Source organism: Dinghuibacter silviterrae (assembly GCF_004366355.1).
Lineage (GTDB): Bacteria > Bacteroidota > Bacteroidia > Chitinophagales > Chitinophagaceae > Dinghuibacter > Dinghuibacter silviterrae.
The window spans coordinates 2,530,412-2,547,617 of the sequence record NZ_SODV01000001.1; the positions used below are offsets into that span (position 1 = coordinate 2,530,412).

Consider the following 17,206-nt stretch of genomic DNA (forward strand, 5'->3'; position numbering starts at 1 on the left):
TCAAAGGTACGGCAAGAGATAGACATCCACCAGGTCCCCCGCGTCAAACGCGGTGCCCTCCTCCGGGAGACGGATGAGGCTGTTTGCCAGGGCGTAGGTGCTCATCCGGTAGGATTCCTGAGCACCTAGGGGGGTGACTCCCGTCGCGCCGACCGCACCCTTCAGAAAGTGCGTAAGCCCCGCCGCCTTCCTGTAACCCGCCTCCAGCGGCAGACGCGTACGGGTGACACGGCTTTGGGGGCGCCCGCTCATGCGCTCGATGGCCGGTAGGACGTAGATATAAAAACAGGTGAGCACGCTGGACGGATTGCCCGGCAGTCCAAAGACGGGCTTGCCCTCCGCTTCCCCAAAGTACAGCGGCTTGCCCGGCCGCTGCCTCACCTTATGGAAGACGGGGCGGACGCCGCAGGCTGCCAGTGCTGCGGAGACAAAGTCGTAAGCGCCGACGCTGACACCGCCGGTGAGGAGCAACATATCCGAGGCATCCAGGGTCTCGCGGATGATCTGGCGTAGCTCCGCCGGATCGTCCGGGGCGAGCCGGTGGGTATCCAACCGGAGACCGCATTGTTCCAGCGCCGCGCGCAGTGCAAAGCTGTTCGACTCATATACCTGGCCGGGGCCCAGGGGCCTCCCGGGGGTTTGTAATTCGTTACCGGTCGTGACGAGACCGATCCTGGGATGGGGTGTCACGGGGAGGTGGTCGAGACCAAGGCTGGCCAAAAAACCCACCGAAGCCGGGCTGAGCAGGGTGCCCATGGACAGGGCCAGGGCGCCGGCAGGGATCTCGGAACCGCGCGGGCGGACGTTGGCGCCGGGTCGCAGGGCCGGGTCGTCAAAGCGGACGCGGTTCCCGGTGAGGGTGACCTTTTCCTGGATCACAATGGTGTCCGCGCCGGTGGGCAACATGGCGCCGGTAAAGATGCGCGCGGCCTGACCGGGGAGGAGGGGGAAGGCGGGCACGGTGCCCGCGGGGACTTCGCCGGAGAGGAGGAGGTCGCGCGCGGCGCCGCTGGCGGCGCCCGCCGTGTCGCGGCGTGCCGCGCCCACCGCGTCTTGCGGTGCCACGCCCGTCGTGCCCACCACGTCGTGGACCGGCTCGCCCCACGCAAACGCGTACCCATCCATGGCCGCCTGCGGCCAGGCCGGCATATCAGCGGTGGCATGAATGTCAGACGCCAGCACTTTTCCGGCGGCGGCGGTCAAAGGCAACGCTGTTGCGGGAAGGCGATAAACGTTTTGAGCAATAAGTTCGATGGCTTCGTCTACGCTGATCATAAGGTTACCCTCCGATGGTAATCATACTCCGGTTGTGCAAGGTATCCGCTTCGAGCTGGCGAAAGGAGTCGGGCATCTGCCCGCCCAGGCGTTCTGCTTTTTGGAGGATGGAGGCCTGGATGAGGGCGCGGACGTCCCCGCCGTTTCTCCAGGCGCTCAGCAGGTCCATTTCTTCTTCGGAGAACAGACAGTTTTTCATCTTGCCGTCCGCGGTAAGACGGATCCGGTTGCAGGTCTCGCAAAAAGGCGCGCTCATTGTCGAAATAAAGGCAAAAGTACCCGCGTTGCCGGGGACCTTGTAGCGTTTGGACGTGTCGTGTGGTTCGTCCTGGAGCCGTTCTACGGGATACCGGGTCTGGATGGCGTCCAGCATATCGGTCCAGGGGACGACCTGGTTGCTGCTCCAGTGGTTGCCGCTAAAGGGCATGAACTCTATAAACCGGACGTGTACGGGTGTGTCCCGTGTCCAGGCGACGAAGTCGTTAAGCTCTGCGTCGTTGAGGTCCTTCATGATCACCGCGTTGACCTTAACCTGGATGCCGCGGTCGAGGAGCAGCCGTATGTTGCCCATCACCGTGGAGAATTGGTCCCGGCGCGTGATGAGCCGGAAACGGTCTTCACGGAGGGTATCAAGGCTGACGTTGAGTGCCCGGACACCGGCCCGGTCGAGTACGTCGGTAAAATGATGCAGGCGTGTACCGTTGGTCGTCATCGTGAGCTGTACCGGGAGGGTGGCCAGGGCTTCGATGATTTCCGCGGCGTCCTTACGAACCAGGGGTTCTCCACCGGTTAACCGGATCTTGCGGACACCCATATCGGTGAAAACGCGAGCCAGACCCAGGATCTCATCCGGCTGCATCAGCCGGGAGGGTGGTGTAAAGGCATATTCCTCTTCCGGCATGCAATAGAAACAACGAAGATTGCAATTATCCGTGAGCGAGATCCTCAGGTAGTCGTGTACACGATGAAATTTGTCGACAATCACAACCTGAAGGTACGATATTAACTCCGCAGCGCCTCGATCTCCGCGATTGTCTTCGGCAACGCGTCTCCGAGGAGACGGGACCCCGACGAGGTGATCAGGAAATCCTCTTCGATGCGGATGCCGCCAAAGTCTTTAAAGGCCTCGACTTTGTCGTAGCGGATAAACCGTTCCAGCTTGCGGTCTGCAGCCCAGGTGTCGATGAGTTCGGGGATGAAATACAGCCCGGGCTCGACGGTAACGACAAAGCCCTCATCCAGCGCGCGTCCCAGGCGGAGCGATTTAAGACCGAACTGGGTGCTTTTGGTGAGCGTGTCGGTGTAGCCGACGTAGGCCTCGCCCAGGTTTTCCATGTCGTGGGTATCCAAACCCAGCATGTGACCGAGGCCACACTGGAAGAAAAGGGCATGGGCCCCTTCGCGTACGGCTTCGGCCACGTCACCTTGCATCAGCCCAAGGGATTGCAAACCGCGGACAAGGGTGGCGCAGGCGAGGAAGTAAATGTCCCGGTAGGGGACACCGGGTTTCAAGGCGGCAACGGCTGCCAGGTGGGCGTCCAGGACGATCTGGTAGACTTCGCGCTGACGGGTGGTGAACTGTTTGTCCACGGGGAAGGTCCGCGTGAGGTCGCCACCGTAGTGCATCGCGGTTTCCGCCCCGCAATCGCAAAGGACCATCTTGCCTTTTTTCAAAAGGTGCTGGCCATAGTGGTTGTGCAGGATTTGCCCATCGACCGTAAGGATGGTAGGAAAAGCAAGGTTACCGCCGTCCCCGATCGCAATCCCCTGGAGGATGCCGGCCAGCCGGGCTTCGGTCATGCCTTCCCGGGCGTGTTGTATGGCCGCCAGTTGCATGGCGTTGGTGGTGTTGACGCCTTTTTCGATCTCCAGGACTTCCTCCGGGCTTTTGATGGACCGCAGCGCCACCACGGCCCGGATCAGGGGCAGGGAGGCGGTGGCGTCGACGGTTTCCAGGGGAATGTCCAGCCAGTGGTGTAGCTGAAGGGTATGTTCGGGCCTGTAAGGGGGCAGGAAATGGATGGGTTGTCCGAGGCGGCGGGCGTCATCCAGGGCAGCCCTCAAATCCCGGAGGGGTTTCACGCGCTTGATCCCGACGCGCGATGCCTGGCTGGCCAGGGCTTCCACCGGGCCGGTCCAGACCAGGTCCTCGATGTCTATGTCATCTCCAAAAAGGGTTTCTTCCCCTTTGTCCACGTCAAGGATCCCCACCAAACCCGGTCTGTCCAATCCAAGGAAATACAGAAAGGTGCTGTCCTGGCGAAATGGATACACATTGGCTTTGTAGCCCATGCTGCTGTCCACATTGCCGGGTAACAGGATGAGTCCTTTGCCCACCTGGGCACGCAAACGGTTTCTTCTTTCGGCATATACTTCGGTTGCAAACATAGTCCTGGAATTTGGCGCTAAGGTAAGATCGGGCAACGAAAAGCTAAAATCGGTGTAGGGCACCCGGTGGTTTCAGCCTAACATTATGGTCATGAAACAATTTGTCTTGTTGTGCGTCTTTGGCATGCCGCTGATCCTCCGGGCCCAGACGCCCTATCGACCCAGTCCTGACGACATCGCTGCGGCCTATCGCCGGGCCGCCCATATCGACTCCGCCGTCCGGGGTACCGTCTTGCATCTAAATATACATCCCCACTGGGCGCCCGACAGCCGTTCCTTTTGGTATAAGGATTACGGGAAAGACAGCATTGCGTCCTACGTGAATGTGGAGGTAAATACCGGTACGCGTCAGGTGGGGGCCGCCGAGCCAAAAGGCAATTTTGTCGACAATACCAACTTTCATCAAACGCCGTCCCGCTGGGAAGATCCGGAGGTGGATACCGTCTCGCCGGATGGGAAATGGAAAGTCGTGGTCCATGATGGGAACCTGGGCCTGATGCCGACCGCGCCAACGCCTGCGCCGCCCGCGCCCGCGCCCGCGCCGCCCGGCGCCAACACGACCTGGGCCGCGCGGGTTCTGACCCAGGACGGTACGGACGCCGAGCCCTACGGCGCCTGGTCCTGGTCGCCGGACAGCCGCTTCCTCGTGGCTTACCACATTCATCCCGCGGAAACCAAAAAGGTCTCTTATATCCTGACCTCTCTACCCGGAACGACCCGGGGTGTCGTCAAAAGCAGGGAATACCTGCAACCCGGGGATTCGATGACAACCTACCGGATGAGGGTATTCGGCGTACAGGAAGGCTCGGCCGCGGACGTGGAGAACGGGCTCATCGACTTTTTCGGGCCGCCCAGGCTCCACTGGCAGCAGCGGTCCAATGCGCTGTTCACTTTTGAAAAAGTGGAACGGGGCCACCAACGCTTCCGCATCCTGGAAGCCGACGCACGCACCGGGCAAAGCCGGGCCCTGATCGACGAACAAACCAAGACATTTATATACGAGAACCGGATCTATACACATTACATCCCTTCCACGGGCGAGATCATCTGGTCATCCGAAAAAGACGGTTGGTACCACCTATACTTAGTGGACGGCCTCAAGGGGATGATCAAAAACGTCATCACCCCCGGGAACTGGGTGGTCAGGGACGTAGACAGCATAGACGAGAAGAAACGCGAGGTTTGGTTCCGTGCCAGCGGGATGAACGAGGGAGAAGACCCTTACAACATCCACTACTACCGCATCGGTTTTGACGGACGTCACCTGGTCAGCCTGACACCGGCAAAAGCCAATCACCAATTGTCGTACTCGCCGGACCGGAGCGTATACATCGATACGTATTCCACCGTCGACCAGCCGCCCGTTTTCGAGCTTCACCGGACCGCAGACGGATCGAAGATCGCTGATGTAGGCGCGGCCGACATCCAGGCATACTTGGCCACAGGCATCAAACTGCCCGTGCCCTTTGTCGCCAAGGCCAGGGACGGACAAACCGATATTTACGGCATTGCTTGTTTCCCGGCAGACCTGGATCCACAGAGGAAATACCCCGTGATCGAGAATATCTATGCGGGCCCCCAGGATGCATTCGTGCCGAAGTCCTTTATGCCGTACAGCGAGATGATAAGCCTGGCGCAACTGGGTTTTATCGTGGTACAAATGGACGGGATGGGGACCGCCAACCGCTCGAAGGCCTTTCACGACGTCTGCTGGCGCAACCTGGAGGACGCGGGTTTCCCGGATCGGATCGCGTGGATCAAGGCCCTGGCCGCAAAATATCCCTTCGTCGACACGTCCAGGGTGGGCGTGTACGGCACCTCCGCAGGCGGACAGAACGCGCTGGGCGCCCTTCTATTTCACCCGGACTTTTATAAAGCCGCCGTCGCCGCCTGCGGTTGTCACGACAATCGCGTCGACAAACAATGGTGGAATGAACAGTGGATGGGTTACCCTGTCGGAGACTGGTACGCGGAGCAATCCAACGTCACCAACGCCTGGCGCCTCCAGGGCAACCTGCTCCTGATCGTGGGCGAGGCCGACGAAAACGTTCCCCCGGAGTCGACCTATCGCGTCGTCGATCAACTGATCAAACACGACAAATATTTCGACCTCCTGGTCGTGCCCGGGATGGGCCACAGCGACGGAGGACCGTACGGCCGTAAAAAGAAACGCGACTTCTTTGTCAAGCACCTACTCGGCGTCGATCCTCCGGACCGTAACCGCTCCTAAGCGCACAGGGCCCACCGCATCCACGATGGGCCCTGCGGCGTACTAGGCCTTCCAGGTATTATCCGCGGGCGTCGCATCCATCCAGATGCCGCCGTCGAGGGTCACCGATTGCACCTTTTTGGTGGTGGGCACTGTGACGTGTATCGTCTTCTCGCCGGTTTTCCAAACGGCGGGGGTCTTGTGCCAGGTCTGTGTGGAGCCATCCGAATAGTGCACGATGACATCGAAGGGGGCGTCGTAGCCGCCTACGTTTTCGATCGTGAGCACCGAGCCGGAAGCGCCAGCCTGCACGCGCCGGAGGGCGAGGTCGATATATCCATTAGAAAAATACCAGTTGTTCCAGAACCAGTTCAGGTTCTCCCCGGAGACGTCGTTGAAGGAAAAGAAGAAGTCCCAGGGGATGGGGTGTTTGCCGTTCCAGCGGTCCATATAACCGTGTAGACACTTGCGGAAAAGGTCGTCGCCCAAGTAGTCTTTTATCGCGAGGTAGCCTAAGGAAGGCTTGCCGTAGGAGTTGTTGCCATAGGCCACGCCGCTGAGGTTGTTGGAGGGCGTGACGATGGGCAGGTCTTCATTCTGGGAAGGATCCCCGATCCAGCCCCGCACGCGGAAGTTTTTGTAAAAGGTCTCGGCTGAGTCCAGCGTGGTTTCGGTGCGTCCGATCAGAAGCTCCAGGGTGGTCGCCCAGCCTTCGTCCATAAAGGCATAGCGGCTTTCGTTGATGCCCATGTAAAAGGGGAAATAGCTGTGGGCGATCTCGTGGTCGGCCACGAGTTGGGCGAAACCGAGGTTATCAGAGGATCCGTCATTCACCATCATAGGGTATTCCATGTCCGCGAAGCCCTGGACCAGCGTCATCTTGGGAAAAGGGAACGCGACGCCCGGCCAGTGATGAGAGAACCAGCCAATGGCGTGGCTTCCGAATGCTGCGGCATGATGAAAGTCGGCGGCCTTGTCGTTGAATGCTGCCTGAACGCTTGTCCGACGGCTGGGGTCGACCTTGACGCTGGTACCGTCCCAGACATAGTGATTGCTGAGGGCCACGGTCATATCGGTGATATGGTCGGCGGTCCACTTCCACGTATTGACCGGGTTCTGTGTGGTAACTTTTCCACCCACGACCTCGTCCAGGGTCGCGATGTGGCTGACGTCATCCGACGTCATGGATTGCGCCAGCCGCTGGGCATAGGTGGGCTGGAGTACGTCACCGGGATTCTGGAGCGTCCCCGTGGCCCAAACGATATAATTCGCGGGCACCTTCACCTGGAGACTATAGTCGTTGAAGTCGTTGTAGAATTCCTGGCCGTCGATAAAGTTCAACCGGTCCCAGCCGTTATAGTCGTCAAACACGGATACGCGGGGATAAAAATAGGCCAGGTAATAGGTCGTGGAATCGAGCATGCCCTCCCGTCCGCTTTCCAGGGATATTTCATAATGCCAGTCCACCGACAGCTGTACGCTGGCGTGGGGCAGCAAAGGCGCGGCCAGCGGCATGCCCTGCCAGGTGGCGTGGGCGGTGGGTTCCTGCCAGGTGCGTTCCACCCCGTTCTCTACGTACCGGTCGATGTGAAGACCGTCCGTCAGGTAGTCCTTTCCGGCGTCCCCGTAGCGGGCCACACCCGGTTTATGGATGTTCAGGACGAGTCTCCAGACCAGGGCGTGCAGGGTGTCCGGGCTGTTGTTGGTATAGGTGATCTGCTCGGTGCCGTGGACCGTGCGGTCGGGCGGCATAGCCGTCACCGTAATGTCGTAGTGCCCGGTATTTTGCCAGTAATTTGCCCCGGGTTTCCCGTCCATGGACCGGGTCCCCTTTTTATAAGCGCGGGCGACGTCCCTCGGAATGTACAGGGACTGGGCGGAAAGTTGCAGGGCGCAGGCCGACAGACAAGCGCTCAAAAACAGCAAACGGTGCATAGATAGTGTCGATGGTGATCGCTCAAGATACCAAGGTTTCTATCTATGCACCGTTTGCATCCGTATGGATGGACGGAATCGAGGATGAAGGTCAATTGCTGCTGTTCCGGCTGACCATGCTGGAGATGCTGTGCCCCTTGCGGCTGTAGGTGTAGCTGTCTCCTTTATCCTGTATGTATTTGTTGCGGAAGTATTCAAAAACCGGCTTCGGTTGGGTGACGCCGTTGATGCGCAGCCGTTCATGGTCCAGGGTAAAAGAAAGGTTCTTTGGGTCGGTCGCCAATTTTTGATCGAGGATATCCTGGATGATGGGTTGGGTGGCAATGTTGATCCTGTCGTCCTGGTTGTCGAGATGCATGACGGCCTCTGTTTTATTCGTGTTTTCAGAAAAGTTGCCGCGGGTGGTAACCCCGGTTCCCGACGTGCTGACCCAGTTGCCGGACATGCTGACCCCGCTGCCGGACATGTTTTGCCCGGTGCCGGCCATGCTGATGCGGTCCGCGGTGAGCACGGTCTGGTCAGCCTGGTTATTGTTGATGGACAGACTGGCGCCTTTTTTTGCCTCCGCTTCCAGGGTAGCGATTATACGGTCGATTTCTTCTTTATGCTGGTCCAGCTCGTTATCCGGAACCTTTTGGCCGTCGATGTAGAAGGCCGTGGTGACCCCGTTTTCGCGGACGATTTTTTTGTTGCCCATGTAGTATTTGTAAGTGTCGCCGTTGTTCCAGATGCCGCGTACGAAGGTGATCCTGTTGTCTTGCGATTGCATGCTGCCGCGGAAGGAGCCGCCTTGAAATTCATCGGAGGATAAGGGTGGGAAGGCCGTCCATCCGGGTGTAGTGTCGACGGCAGGGTGCAGTGGCGGCGCGGGCGTCAGGACCCCGGCGGGCGGAGCCGGAGCCGCGGGCGCGGCGGCGATCGGTGCCCCGGCAGGTGGAATCGGAGGCTCGACCGGCGGGGCCGGCGCACCCAGCGACGGAACAGGCGCCACCGTCGGCGGAACGGGCGCCGCCGCCGGCGGGTTGGGCACGGCGGCCGGGGGTACCGGTGCCGTGGGCGGCACGGTATCCCTCGACGACCGGGTACTGAAGTGATGCCCCAGCGGCGTAAACGCGAGGGTCAGGCAGGCCGCCACGACAAGACAGCCGGATAAGAAAAGTTTTTCCATGGCATTTAACGTTTTATTGCGGTTGTTGACAATGCGTTTCACGCGGTCCAGCAGGTAGTAGCGGCGGCCGGGGAAGGCAACGGCGTAGGCCGGCGCCGACAGGCTGTATTCCTGGAAGGCGACGAGGGCGTTGATGAACTGGGTTTTGTTCCGGGTGGCGGCGATGGCGATGTCGTCACAACAATGTTCGCGTTCTTCCCGGATGAGGGCGGATAGCCACCAGACAAAAGGATTGAAGAAAAGAAAAGCCTCTACCACACCTTGCAGGAGGTTGACGAGGTAGTCCCTCCGGTGGATGTGGGCCAGTTCGTGTAGGAGGACGGCTTCCAATTGGTCCTGCGGCAACCGGGTCAGGATCCCCATGGGGACGAGGATGATGGGCTTTAGATGACCCACGACCATGGGAACCCGGACAAGCCCGGATTCCAGGAGGGTAACCGGTCGCCGGAGCCCCAGCAGTTCCGCCAGTTCCCGGAGCCGCCCGGGCCAGGGAGCCTTCGGGGGACGGACGTTGTTGCGCCGGATGCGCCGTACATAGGTGAGCGACCAACCGGTCTGCAGGAGCTTTCCCAACAGGATGACGAACCAGATGGAGACGATGAGGAGGGCATGGGTGTCGCAAAATGCGGAAAAGGCCCGGATCATTGCCTCGACGGCGGCCGGGGTATGGGCTGCAGGCTGCGTCGCGCGGGCAGCCGCCGCAAAGGAGGCCGCGGAGGACGCAGCAGAAGATGCGGTCGGGCCGACGTGTCCGGGGGGGACGGTGGCCACGGCGACGGACGCAAAGGCGCCGGCTTCCGTCCGGGAAAGCTCCCACGCCAGGGTGATCCCCACCCCCGCCACGAAGGCGAAAAAGATCCACGTCAGCAGTCGATAACGGATCGCCGCACTGGACCGGCGGGTCAGCAACAAGACGGCGCCTGCAAAAAGGGCGGCGAGGAGCCCTTCCCAAAGGGAGTGGACGAGTGTCCAGCAAAGGGAGTTCAACAACATAGCGTAAGCGTTAAAGCTCTTTGTCGAGCTGGTTGATAAAGTCTTTGATGGCCTGGAGCTCCTTTTTGGACGCCTTTTTGTTACCCAGCAGCTGGATGAGCAGGCTGGACGGGGACCCGTTGTACATGGAATCCACAAAGCGTTCCAGGAGGGCACCCTTTGTTTTTTGTTCTTCTTCCAGGGGACGGTAGACGTGTTTCATGTTGCTCTCATCCCGTCCGAGCAGGCCCTTTTCTACCATAATCTGCATCTGTTTGAGCGTGGACGTGTATTGCACGCTCCGTTTCTGCTCGTTGAGGGTGTCGTTGACAAAGCGGACGGTAGAGGGGCCGTGTTGCCACAGGACCTGGAGGATTTCCAGCTCCGCCTTCGTGGGCTCGGGGGTGAGTTTGCCTTTCATGCCCCTAAGGTAGGAAAAATTTCGTACGAACCAAATAGTACCTCGGTCACCTGACTGTCATGGTTTTGTCCTTATGCCCCCTTCACGAAGGGAGTACGACCAAAATCATGTAATTTTGCGGAATAAATGAATAGGTTATGATCACGGTATCGCCTAACGCAAAAGCATATATCCACGAATTGATGGAGACAGAGCACAAGGGAGCGGATTCATTCGTCCGGGTAGGGGTGAAGGGTGGCGGTTGTTCCGGTTTGGAGTACCAGCTGTCCTTTGACAATACAGAAAAGGAGGGTGACCAGGTGTTCGAAGACAAGGGGGTAAAAGTGGTCGTCGACATGAAAAGCCTGCTGTATCTCTACGGGACGGAGCTGGACTATGCCGGGGGCCTGAACGGAAAAGGGTTTGTTTTCAATAATCCCAACGCGACACGGACGTGTAGCTGCGGGGAAAGCTTTGCAGTGTAAGATGAGCAATGAGAACGATATATTATTAGAGGAGCTGGCCAACCGGGAGTACGAGTTCGGTTTTGTGACCGATATCGACATGGAGGTGGCTCCCTTAGGGCTCAGCGAGGATACGGTGCGTTTTATTTCCGCCAAAAAAGGTGAACCGGAATGGTTGCTGGAATGGCGTCTGAAGGCCTACCACGCCTTTCTGAAGTCACCCATGCCGGCCTGGCAGAACTTCACGCTCCCGGACATCGATTTCCAGGAGGCGTCTTATTACGCCGCCCCCCGTCAAAAGGCCAAGTACCAAAGCCTGGAGGAAGTTGACCCGGAGCTGCTGGCGACCTTTGAAAAGCTGGGTATACCGCTGACCGAGCAGAAGATGCTGGCAGGGGTAGCCGTGGACGCTATCTTCGACAGTGTGTCGGTAGCAACGACCTATAAAAAGCAGCTGGCCGATCTGGGGATCATCTTTTGCTCCCTGGGCGAAGCCGTTCAGGAGCACCCGGACCTGGTGCGTCAATACCTGGGGTCGGTCGTGCCGCACTCGGACAACGTTTTTGCCGCCCTCAACGGGGGCGTTTTTTCCGACGGTTCTTTTGTGTACATACCCAAGGGCGTCCGCTGTCCCATGGAATTGTCCACGTATTTCCGGATCAACGCGGAAAATACGGGTCAGTTCGAGCGCACCCTGATCATTGCCGACGAAGGCAGCTATGTGAGCTACCTGGAAGGGTGCACGGCTCCGCGCCGCGACACCAGCCAGCTCCACGCCGCCGTGGTGGAACTGATCGCCCTGGAAAACGCCGAGATCAAATATTCCACGGTCCAGAACTGGTACCCGGGAGACAAAGACGGCAAGGGCGGGATCTACAACTTCGTGACCAAGCGCGGCATCTGTAAAGGCGCCCGCTCCAAGATATCCTGGACCCAGGTCGAAACCGGGAGCGCCATCACCTGGAAATATCCCAGCGTGATCCTCCAGGGAGACCGGAGCACCGGTGAATTTTATTCGGTCGCGGTGACGAAGGGCAAACAGATTGCCGACACCGGGACCAAAATGCACCACATCGGAAAGGATACCAAAAGCCGGATCATCTCCAAGGGGATTTCCGCCGGCGAAGGCCAGAACAGCTACCGGGGCCTGGTCCAGGTAGGGGGTAAGGCCGACAATGCGCGCAACTTCACGCAGTGCGACTCGCTTTTGATCGGGGATCGCTGCGGGGCCCATACTTTTCCTTATATAGAATCACGCAATCCTTCCGCCATGGTGGAACACGAAGCCACCACGTCGAAGATCGGGGAGGACCAGCTGTTCTATCTGAATCAAAGGGGGATCGATACGGAGAAGGCGGTGGCGCTGATCATCAACGGTTACGCCAAGGAAGTCCTGAACCAGCTCCCCATGGAGTTTGCCGTAGAAGCCCAGAAATTATTGTCGATCACACTGGAAGGAAGTGTGGGTTAAACCAGTATCATGCTCAGTATTAAGAATTTACACGCAGAAGTAGAAGAAAAGCAGATCTTAAAAGGCATCAACCTGCAGGTCAATGCAGGGGAAGTGCACGCCATCATGGGGCCCAACGGCTCCGGCAAAAGTTCCCTGGCCTCTGTCCTGGCCGGTCGCGAAAACTATCACGTCACCGAAGGGGAAGTCACCCTGGACGGCAAGGACCTGTTGGATATGGCGCCCGAAATCAGGGCCCGGGAAGGTGTTTTCCTTGCATTCCAATACCCCGTGGAAATCCCCGGGGTGTCCAATATCAACTTCCTGAAAACGGCCCTGGGGGAGATCCGTGCCTATCGCGGACAGCCTGCGCTGGACGCCCGGGAGTTCCTCCGTTTGTCCAAAGAGCGCCAGGCCCTGGTGGAGTTTGACGCCAAGCTCGTCAACCGTTCGCTCAATGAAGGCTTTAGCGGGGGGGAAAAGAAACGCAACGAAATCTTCCAGCTGGCGATGCTCGAACCGAAGCTGGCCATCCTTGACGAAACCGATTCCGGTCTGGACATCGACGCCCTCCGCATCGTCAGCGCCGGGGTCAACAAGCTGCGTTCTTCCGACAACGCATTTATCATCATCACGCACTACCAGCGGCTGCTGGATTATATCGTTCCGGACTTCGTGCACGTATTGTATGACGGCCGGATCGTTCGTTCCGGTACCAAGGAGCTGGCCCTCGAACTCGAAGAAAAAGGCTACGATTGGTTGAAAGAGGAGGCGGTTGTATGAGCGCAAGCGTGTTATATGACCAATTGATCGCGCAGTACGAACCGGGGCGGAGCGAGGCGAGGGATAAGGCCTTTGCCGCGTTCAAGGCCAAGGGGCTACCCACGATAAAGGATGAGGACTGGCGTTTTACCAATCCCGCGCCTTACCTGAAGGACGCTTACCGGACCGATGTGCCGTGTCACGGGGCCGACAAGGATGCCTTGCGCGAATGTCTCGACCGCTGCAAGGTCGAGGGCTGGGACGCCTACCAGGTGGTCCTGGTCAATGGATGCCTGGACGCGACGCTGAGCGTGTTGCCCGAGGACGTGACGGTGATGCCGCTCTCGAAGGCCCCGGATGGTTTTCACACGATCGAGACGGGGACCTACCCGTTTGCGGACCTAAACGCCGCGCTGTATAAGAACGGTTTGTTCATCGAAGTGCGAGCGGGGAGCCGGCCTTCCAAGCCCCTCCACGTGATCCATTTATATTCGGCAGATACACCCGCCTTCTATATGCCGAGGCATTTGGTGGTGCTCCATCGCCAGGCCGAGCTCCATTTCATGGAGTCTTCCGCCTGTACGAACGGAAGCGCCCCGGTCCTGGTCAACGACGTGCTCGAATGCACCCTGGAAGACGGCGCGCAACTGACCCACTACGTCCTGCAAAGCGGCCGCACCGGGGAACGCATGATCAGCCACACCCAGGTTACCCAGGGCCGCGACAGCCGCTATGACAACGTCAAGCTCTGTCTGCCCGAGGCCGACCTGTTGCGGAACCAGCTGAATGTCGTCCTGAACGGCACGGGTTCCGAGTGCCACCTCTATGGGCTCTACCTCCCTGGTGACAACCAGGTGGTCGACAACCACACCGTGGTGGATCACCGTCAACCCAACTGCGAAAGCAACGAATTGTATAAAGGGGTTCTGCAAGGGAATGCCAAAGCGGTCTTCAACGGCAAGATCTTTGTCCGGAGGCCCGCGCAAAAGACCAACGCCTTCCAGCAAAACAACAACCTTTTGCTGGGGGACAAGGCCCTCGTGCATTCCAAACCCCAACTGGAAATCTTCGCCGACGACGTCAAGTGCAGCCACGGCTCGACGATCGGGCAGTTCAACCCCGAGTCCCTGTTTTACCTCAGGGCCAGGGGCATCGGCGAAGAAATGGCAAAGGAACTCCTGGTACAGGCTTTTGGCGCCGACATTACGGATAGGGTCTCCTCCGAAGCGGTGCAAAGGCACCTGGCAAAATATTTGGTGAAGGAGAGACCCGTAATCCACGCGCAAGATGTCCCACACGTTGAACATATATGAGCCCTTGTCGATAGAGGCCATCAGGGCCGAATTCCCGATCCTGCAAACGACCGTCTACGGGTATCCGCTGGTATACCTGGACAATGCGGCCAGCACGCAAAAACCCTCGGTCGTCCTGGAAGCCCTGGACGAATACTACAAGACGATCAACGCCAACGTGCACCGGGGTGTACACCACCTCAGCCAGCTGGCGACCGACGCCTTTGAAGAGGCCAGGCGCAAGGTGGCCGCGTTTATCAACGCCGCCCACGATTACGAAATTATTTTTACCCGGGGGACCACCAACGGGATCAATACGATTTCCTCCACCTTTGGCCGTGCATTTTTAAAGCCGGGCGACGAAGTGTTGATTTCCGCGATGGAGCACCACTCCAACATCGTGCCCTGGCAAATGGCCTGTGAGTATTACGGGGCGAAGCTGAAGGTGATCCCCATGACCGATAGGGGAGAGCTCGAACTGGACGAATATAGCCGCTTGCTCAACAGCGGCCGCGTGAAAATCGTCGCCGTGACCTACGTGTCCAACAGCCTGGGTACTGTCAATCCCGTGCGGGATATGATCCGCCAGGCGCACGCCGCCGGTATACCTGTATTGGTGGACGCCGCCCAGGCGGTACAACATATACTGATAGACGTCCAGGACCTGGACGCCGACTTCCTGGTTTTCTCCAGCCATAAGATCTATGGTCCCACCGGGATCGGGGTGCTCTATGGCAAAGAAGCCTGGTTGAACAAGCTGCCCCCGCACGAGGGCGGTGGCGAAATGATCAAAACGGTTTCCTTTGGGAAAACGACTTACAACGACCTGCCCTTCAAATTCGAAGCCGGTACCCCGGACATGTCCGGTGCCATTGGGCTAAAGGCGGCGCTCGACTACGTGGATTCGATCGGTATCGACCGCATCCAGCTCGCGGAAGAGGCCCTGCTTACCTATGCCCTCGATGCGCTGTCCACCGTGCCCGGTATCCGTTTTGTCGGCGAAGCCGAACACCGTGCAGGTGCCATTTCATTTTTATTGGGGAAGCACCATCCCTTCGACGTGGGCGAGCTCCTGGACAAACAGGGCATCGCCGTCCGCACGGGTCACCACTGCTGTCAGCCGGTGATGGACCGCCTGGACATCCCCGGGACGGTAAGGGCTTCCTTCAGCGTGTACAATACCCCGTCCGACGTCGATCGCCTGGTGGCCGCGCTGGTTAAATCCGGGAGGATGCTGGGATGACCATACAAGAGGAACAAGACGCCATCGTCGAAGAGTTTTCTTACTTCGATAGTTGGGACGATAAGTATCAGTTCATTATTGACTTGGGTAAAGGCTTGCCGATGATTGATCCCCAGTACAAAGTGGACGAAAACCTGATCCGTGGGTGCCAGTCGCGCGTATGGCTTCATGCATCGGTGGAAGACGGTAAGCTGTGGTTCACCGCCGACAGCGACGCCTTGATCACCAAGGGACTCGTATCCATGGTCGTGCGGGTACTTACCGGGCACACCCCCAAGGAAATCGTGGACGCCGACATCTTCTTCATCGACGCCATCGGGCTCCGCAGCCATTTGTCGCCCACGCGGTCCAACGGGTTGTTGTCGATGCTCAAACAGATCAAAGCCTACGCGCTCGCCTATACCCTCAAAAACCAGACGTCATGAGTGAAACGGCCCAATCCCTGATCCTGCGGGAGCGGATAGAAGCGGCCCTGCGCACGGTGTTCGATCCCGAGATCCCCGTGAACGTATTCGACCTTGGACTGGTATATGGCATCGATATATCGGACGAGGGCAACGTAAAGGTCACCATGACCCTGACGGCCCCCGCCTGTCCCGCCGCCCCCGAAATCCTTTTTGACGCCGAAAGCAAGATCAGGGAGGTGGAAGGCGTCGCCGACGTGCACATGAACCTGACCTTCGATCCCCCCTGGACAAAAGACATGATGAGCGAGGAAGCGAAGCTCGAACTCGGCTTTTTATGACCGATATACCCCGTTACCAGCTGGAGGAATACCGCCCCCTGCACCGGGCGGGGAACGATCATATTCCTTACCCCATTCCTGGTCTCGAACTCTATTCCAGCAAGGGATTGACACCACCACCCATGGTGCCTGCGCGTTGTGCCTTTTACCGGGTAAGCCTCGTCCTTGTCGGAGAGGTGGAGATACAGATCGGACTGGATATCCACCAACACCGCGCACCTTCTGTATGCTTCACCTATCCCAACCAGGTTTTTTTCAAACGCGGTTTTAGCGAGGGCACCCAGGGATATTATATCCTGTTCACCGAAAACTTTTTGGATGAACTCGTCCCTTCCGTAAGGATGCCTTCTGAATTCCCATTTTTTAACCCGGATGGCCACCCCCTGTTCCAATTGGAAGACGTCGACGTCTTTACCGGGCACATCCTCCGGATTCAGCAGGAAATGCAGGAAGACCGCCCCGGCAGGGTGAAAGCGGCGCAGATGCACCTGTACCTGCTCCTGCTCGAAGCCAAGCGAAGCTATGAACGCCAGCAACTCGGTGTTTCGCCCGTGGTCGGCGACCTCGTGGCTCGTTTCCGCCGCCTGGTCGGCCAACACTACCGGGAAAAACGCCAGGTAGCCGACTACGCCTCCCTGCTTGCCGTTACCCCCAACCACCTCGGCCGCGTCGTCCGGGAAGCCACCGGCCGCACGCCTTCCGACCTCATCCGCGACCTGCTGCTCCTCGAAGCCAAGTCGCTCCTGCGGCTGACCGGTCAGTCCGTGTCCGAGATCGCCTATCAGCTTGAATTCAGCGACCCCGCCACCTTCGGGCGGTTTTTCCGGAAAGAAACCGGGATGACACCCCTCGACTACCGCGAGATGCAGGATTAAGCACATCCTTTGCAGGGTACGGCCTTCC

Annotated in this window: 15 protein-coding genes; 9 read left to right on the forward strand and 6 right to left on the reverse strand. The window is 58.7% G+C overall.

Going from position 1 to position 17,206, the window contains the following annotated elements; translation table 11 throughout:
* From EDB95_RS11190 to EDB95_RS11200, 3 genes are read right to left on the reverse strand one after another with little or no spacing between them, the layout of a single operon-like run.
* Positions 1 to 1,275, reverse strand: coding sequence for a molybdopterin molybdotransferase MoeA (locus EDB95_RS11190; RefSeq protein WP_133993605.1), 1,275 nt, complete (start codon positions 1,273 to 1,275; stop codon positions 1 to 3).
* A gap of 4 nt (positions 1,276 to 1,279) precedes the next feature.
* Entirely contained in the window at positions 1,280 to 2,260 is a 981-nt protein-coding gene (moaA, locus tag EDB95_RS11195; protein ID WP_133993607.1) for a GTP 3',8-cyclase MoaA, read from the reverse strand.
* Positions 2,261 to 2,277: 17 nt separating this feature from the next.
* Complete coding sequence (locus tag EDB95_RS11200) at positions 2,278 to 3,663, reverse strand: aminopeptidase P family protein (protein ID WP_133993609.1); 1,386 nt, start codon at positions 3,661 to 3,663, stop codon at positions 2,278 to 2,280.
* A 91-nt stretch (positions 3,664 to 3,754) separates the two neighbouring features.
* Between EDB95_RS11200 and EDB95_RS11205 the strand changes: the two genes are divergently transcribed.
* A complete protein-coding gene (locus EDB95_RS11205; protein WP_211352081.1) occupies positions 3,755 to 5,893 on the forward strand; it encodes a S9 family peptidase in 2,139 nt (712 codons plus the stop codon).
* 42 nt (positions 5,894 to 5,935) lie between these two features.
* Here EDB95_RS11205 and EDB95_RS11210 read toward each other — a convergent pair whose 3' ends face one another.
* From EDB95_RS11210 to EDB95_RS11220, 3 genes are all read right to left on the reverse strand, one after another.
* A complete protein-coding gene (locus tag EDB95_RS11210; protein ID WP_133993613.1) occupies positions 5,936 to 7,807 on the reverse strand; it encodes a M1 family metallopeptidase in 1,872 nt (623 codons plus the stop codon).
* A 91-nt stretch (positions 7,808 to 7,898) separates the two neighbouring features.
* Positions 7,899 to 9,968 carry a M56 family metallopeptidase gene (locus tag EDB95_RS11215; RefSeq protein WP_133993615.1) on the reverse strand — a complete coding sequence of 690 codons (2,070 nt, stop codon included), beginning with the start codon at positions 9,966 to 9,968 and terminating at the stop codon, positions 7,899 to 7,901.
* Between the two features lie 10 nt (positions 9,969 to 9,978).
* Complete coding sequence (locus tag EDB95_RS11220) at positions 9,979 to 10,368, reverse strand: BlaI/MecI/CopY family transcriptional regulator (protein WP_133993617.1); 390 nt, start codon at positions 10,366 to 10,368, stop codon at positions 9,979 to 9,981.
* Between the two features lie 137 nt (positions 10,369 to 10,505).
* On the opposite strand from EDB95_RS11220, the gene EDB95_RS11225 reads away from it, so the two are divergent.
* From EDB95_RS11225 to EDB95_RS11260, 8 genes are read left to right on the forward strand one after another with little or no spacing between them, the layout of a single operon-like run.
* The gene (locus EDB95_RS11225; protein WP_133993619.1) at positions 10,506 to 10,832 is read left to right on the forward strand and encodes a HesB/IscA family protein; all 327 of its coding nucleotides are present in this window, start codon (positions 10,506 to 10,508) and stop codon (positions 10,830 to 10,832) included.
* 1 nt (position 10,833) lies between these two features.
* On the forward strand, positions 10,834 to 12,282 hold the full coding sequence (gene sufB / locus EDB95_RS11230; protein ID WP_133993621.1) for a Fe-S cluster assembly protein SufB: 1,449 nt from the start codon (positions 10,834 to 10,836) through the stop codon (positions 12,280 to 12,282).
* Positions 12,283 to 12,291: 9 nt separating this feature from the next.
* The gene (sufC, locus tag EDB95_RS11235; RefSeq protein WP_133993623.1) at positions 12,292 to 13,044 is read left to right on the forward strand and encodes a Fe-S cluster assembly ATPase SufC; all 753 of its coding nucleotides are present in this window, start codon (positions 12,292 to 12,294) and stop codon (positions 13,042 to 13,044) included.
* Positions 13,041 to 14,336 carry a Fe-S cluster assembly protein SufD gene (gene sufD / locus EDB95_RS11240; RefSeq protein WP_133993625.1) on the forward strand — a complete coding sequence of 432 codons (1,296 nt, stop codon included), beginning with the start codon at positions 13,041 to 13,043 and terminating at the stop codon, positions 14,334 to 14,336. Before sufC ends, sufD begins: the two co-directional genes overlap by 4 nt.
* Positions 14,311 to 15,558: an aminotransferase class V-fold PLP-dependent enzyme gene (locus tag EDB95_RS11245; protein WP_133993627.1), complete on the forward strand. Its 1,248-nt coding sequence runs from the start codon at positions 14,311 to 14,313 to the stop codon at positions 15,556 to 15,558. The genes sufD and EDB95_RS11245 overlap by 26 nt, the downstream gene beginning before the upstream one ends.
* A complete protein-coding gene (locus tag EDB95_RS11250) occupies positions 15,555 to 15,983 on the forward strand; it encodes a SufE family protein (RefSeq protein ID WP_133993629.1) in 429 nt (142 codons plus the stop codon). The genes EDB95_RS11245 and EDB95_RS11250 overlap by 4 nt, the downstream gene beginning before the upstream one ends.
* Complete coding sequence (locus EDB95_RS11255) at positions 15,980 to 16,303, forward strand: metal-sulfur cluster assembly factor (protein WP_133993631.1); 324 nt, start codon at positions 15,980 to 15,982, stop codon at positions 16,301 to 16,303. Before EDB95_RS11250 ends, EDB95_RS11255 begins: the two co-directional genes overlap by 4 nt.
* Positions 16,300 to 17,178, forward strand: coding sequence for a helix-turn-helix domain-containing protein (locus EDB95_RS11260; RefSeq protein ID WP_133993633.1), 879 nt, complete (start codon positions 16,300 to 16,302; stop codon positions 17,176 to 17,178). Before EDB95_RS11255 ends, EDB95_RS11260 begins: the two co-directional genes overlap by 4 nt.
* Positions 17,179 to 17,206 lie beyond the last annotated feature (28 nt).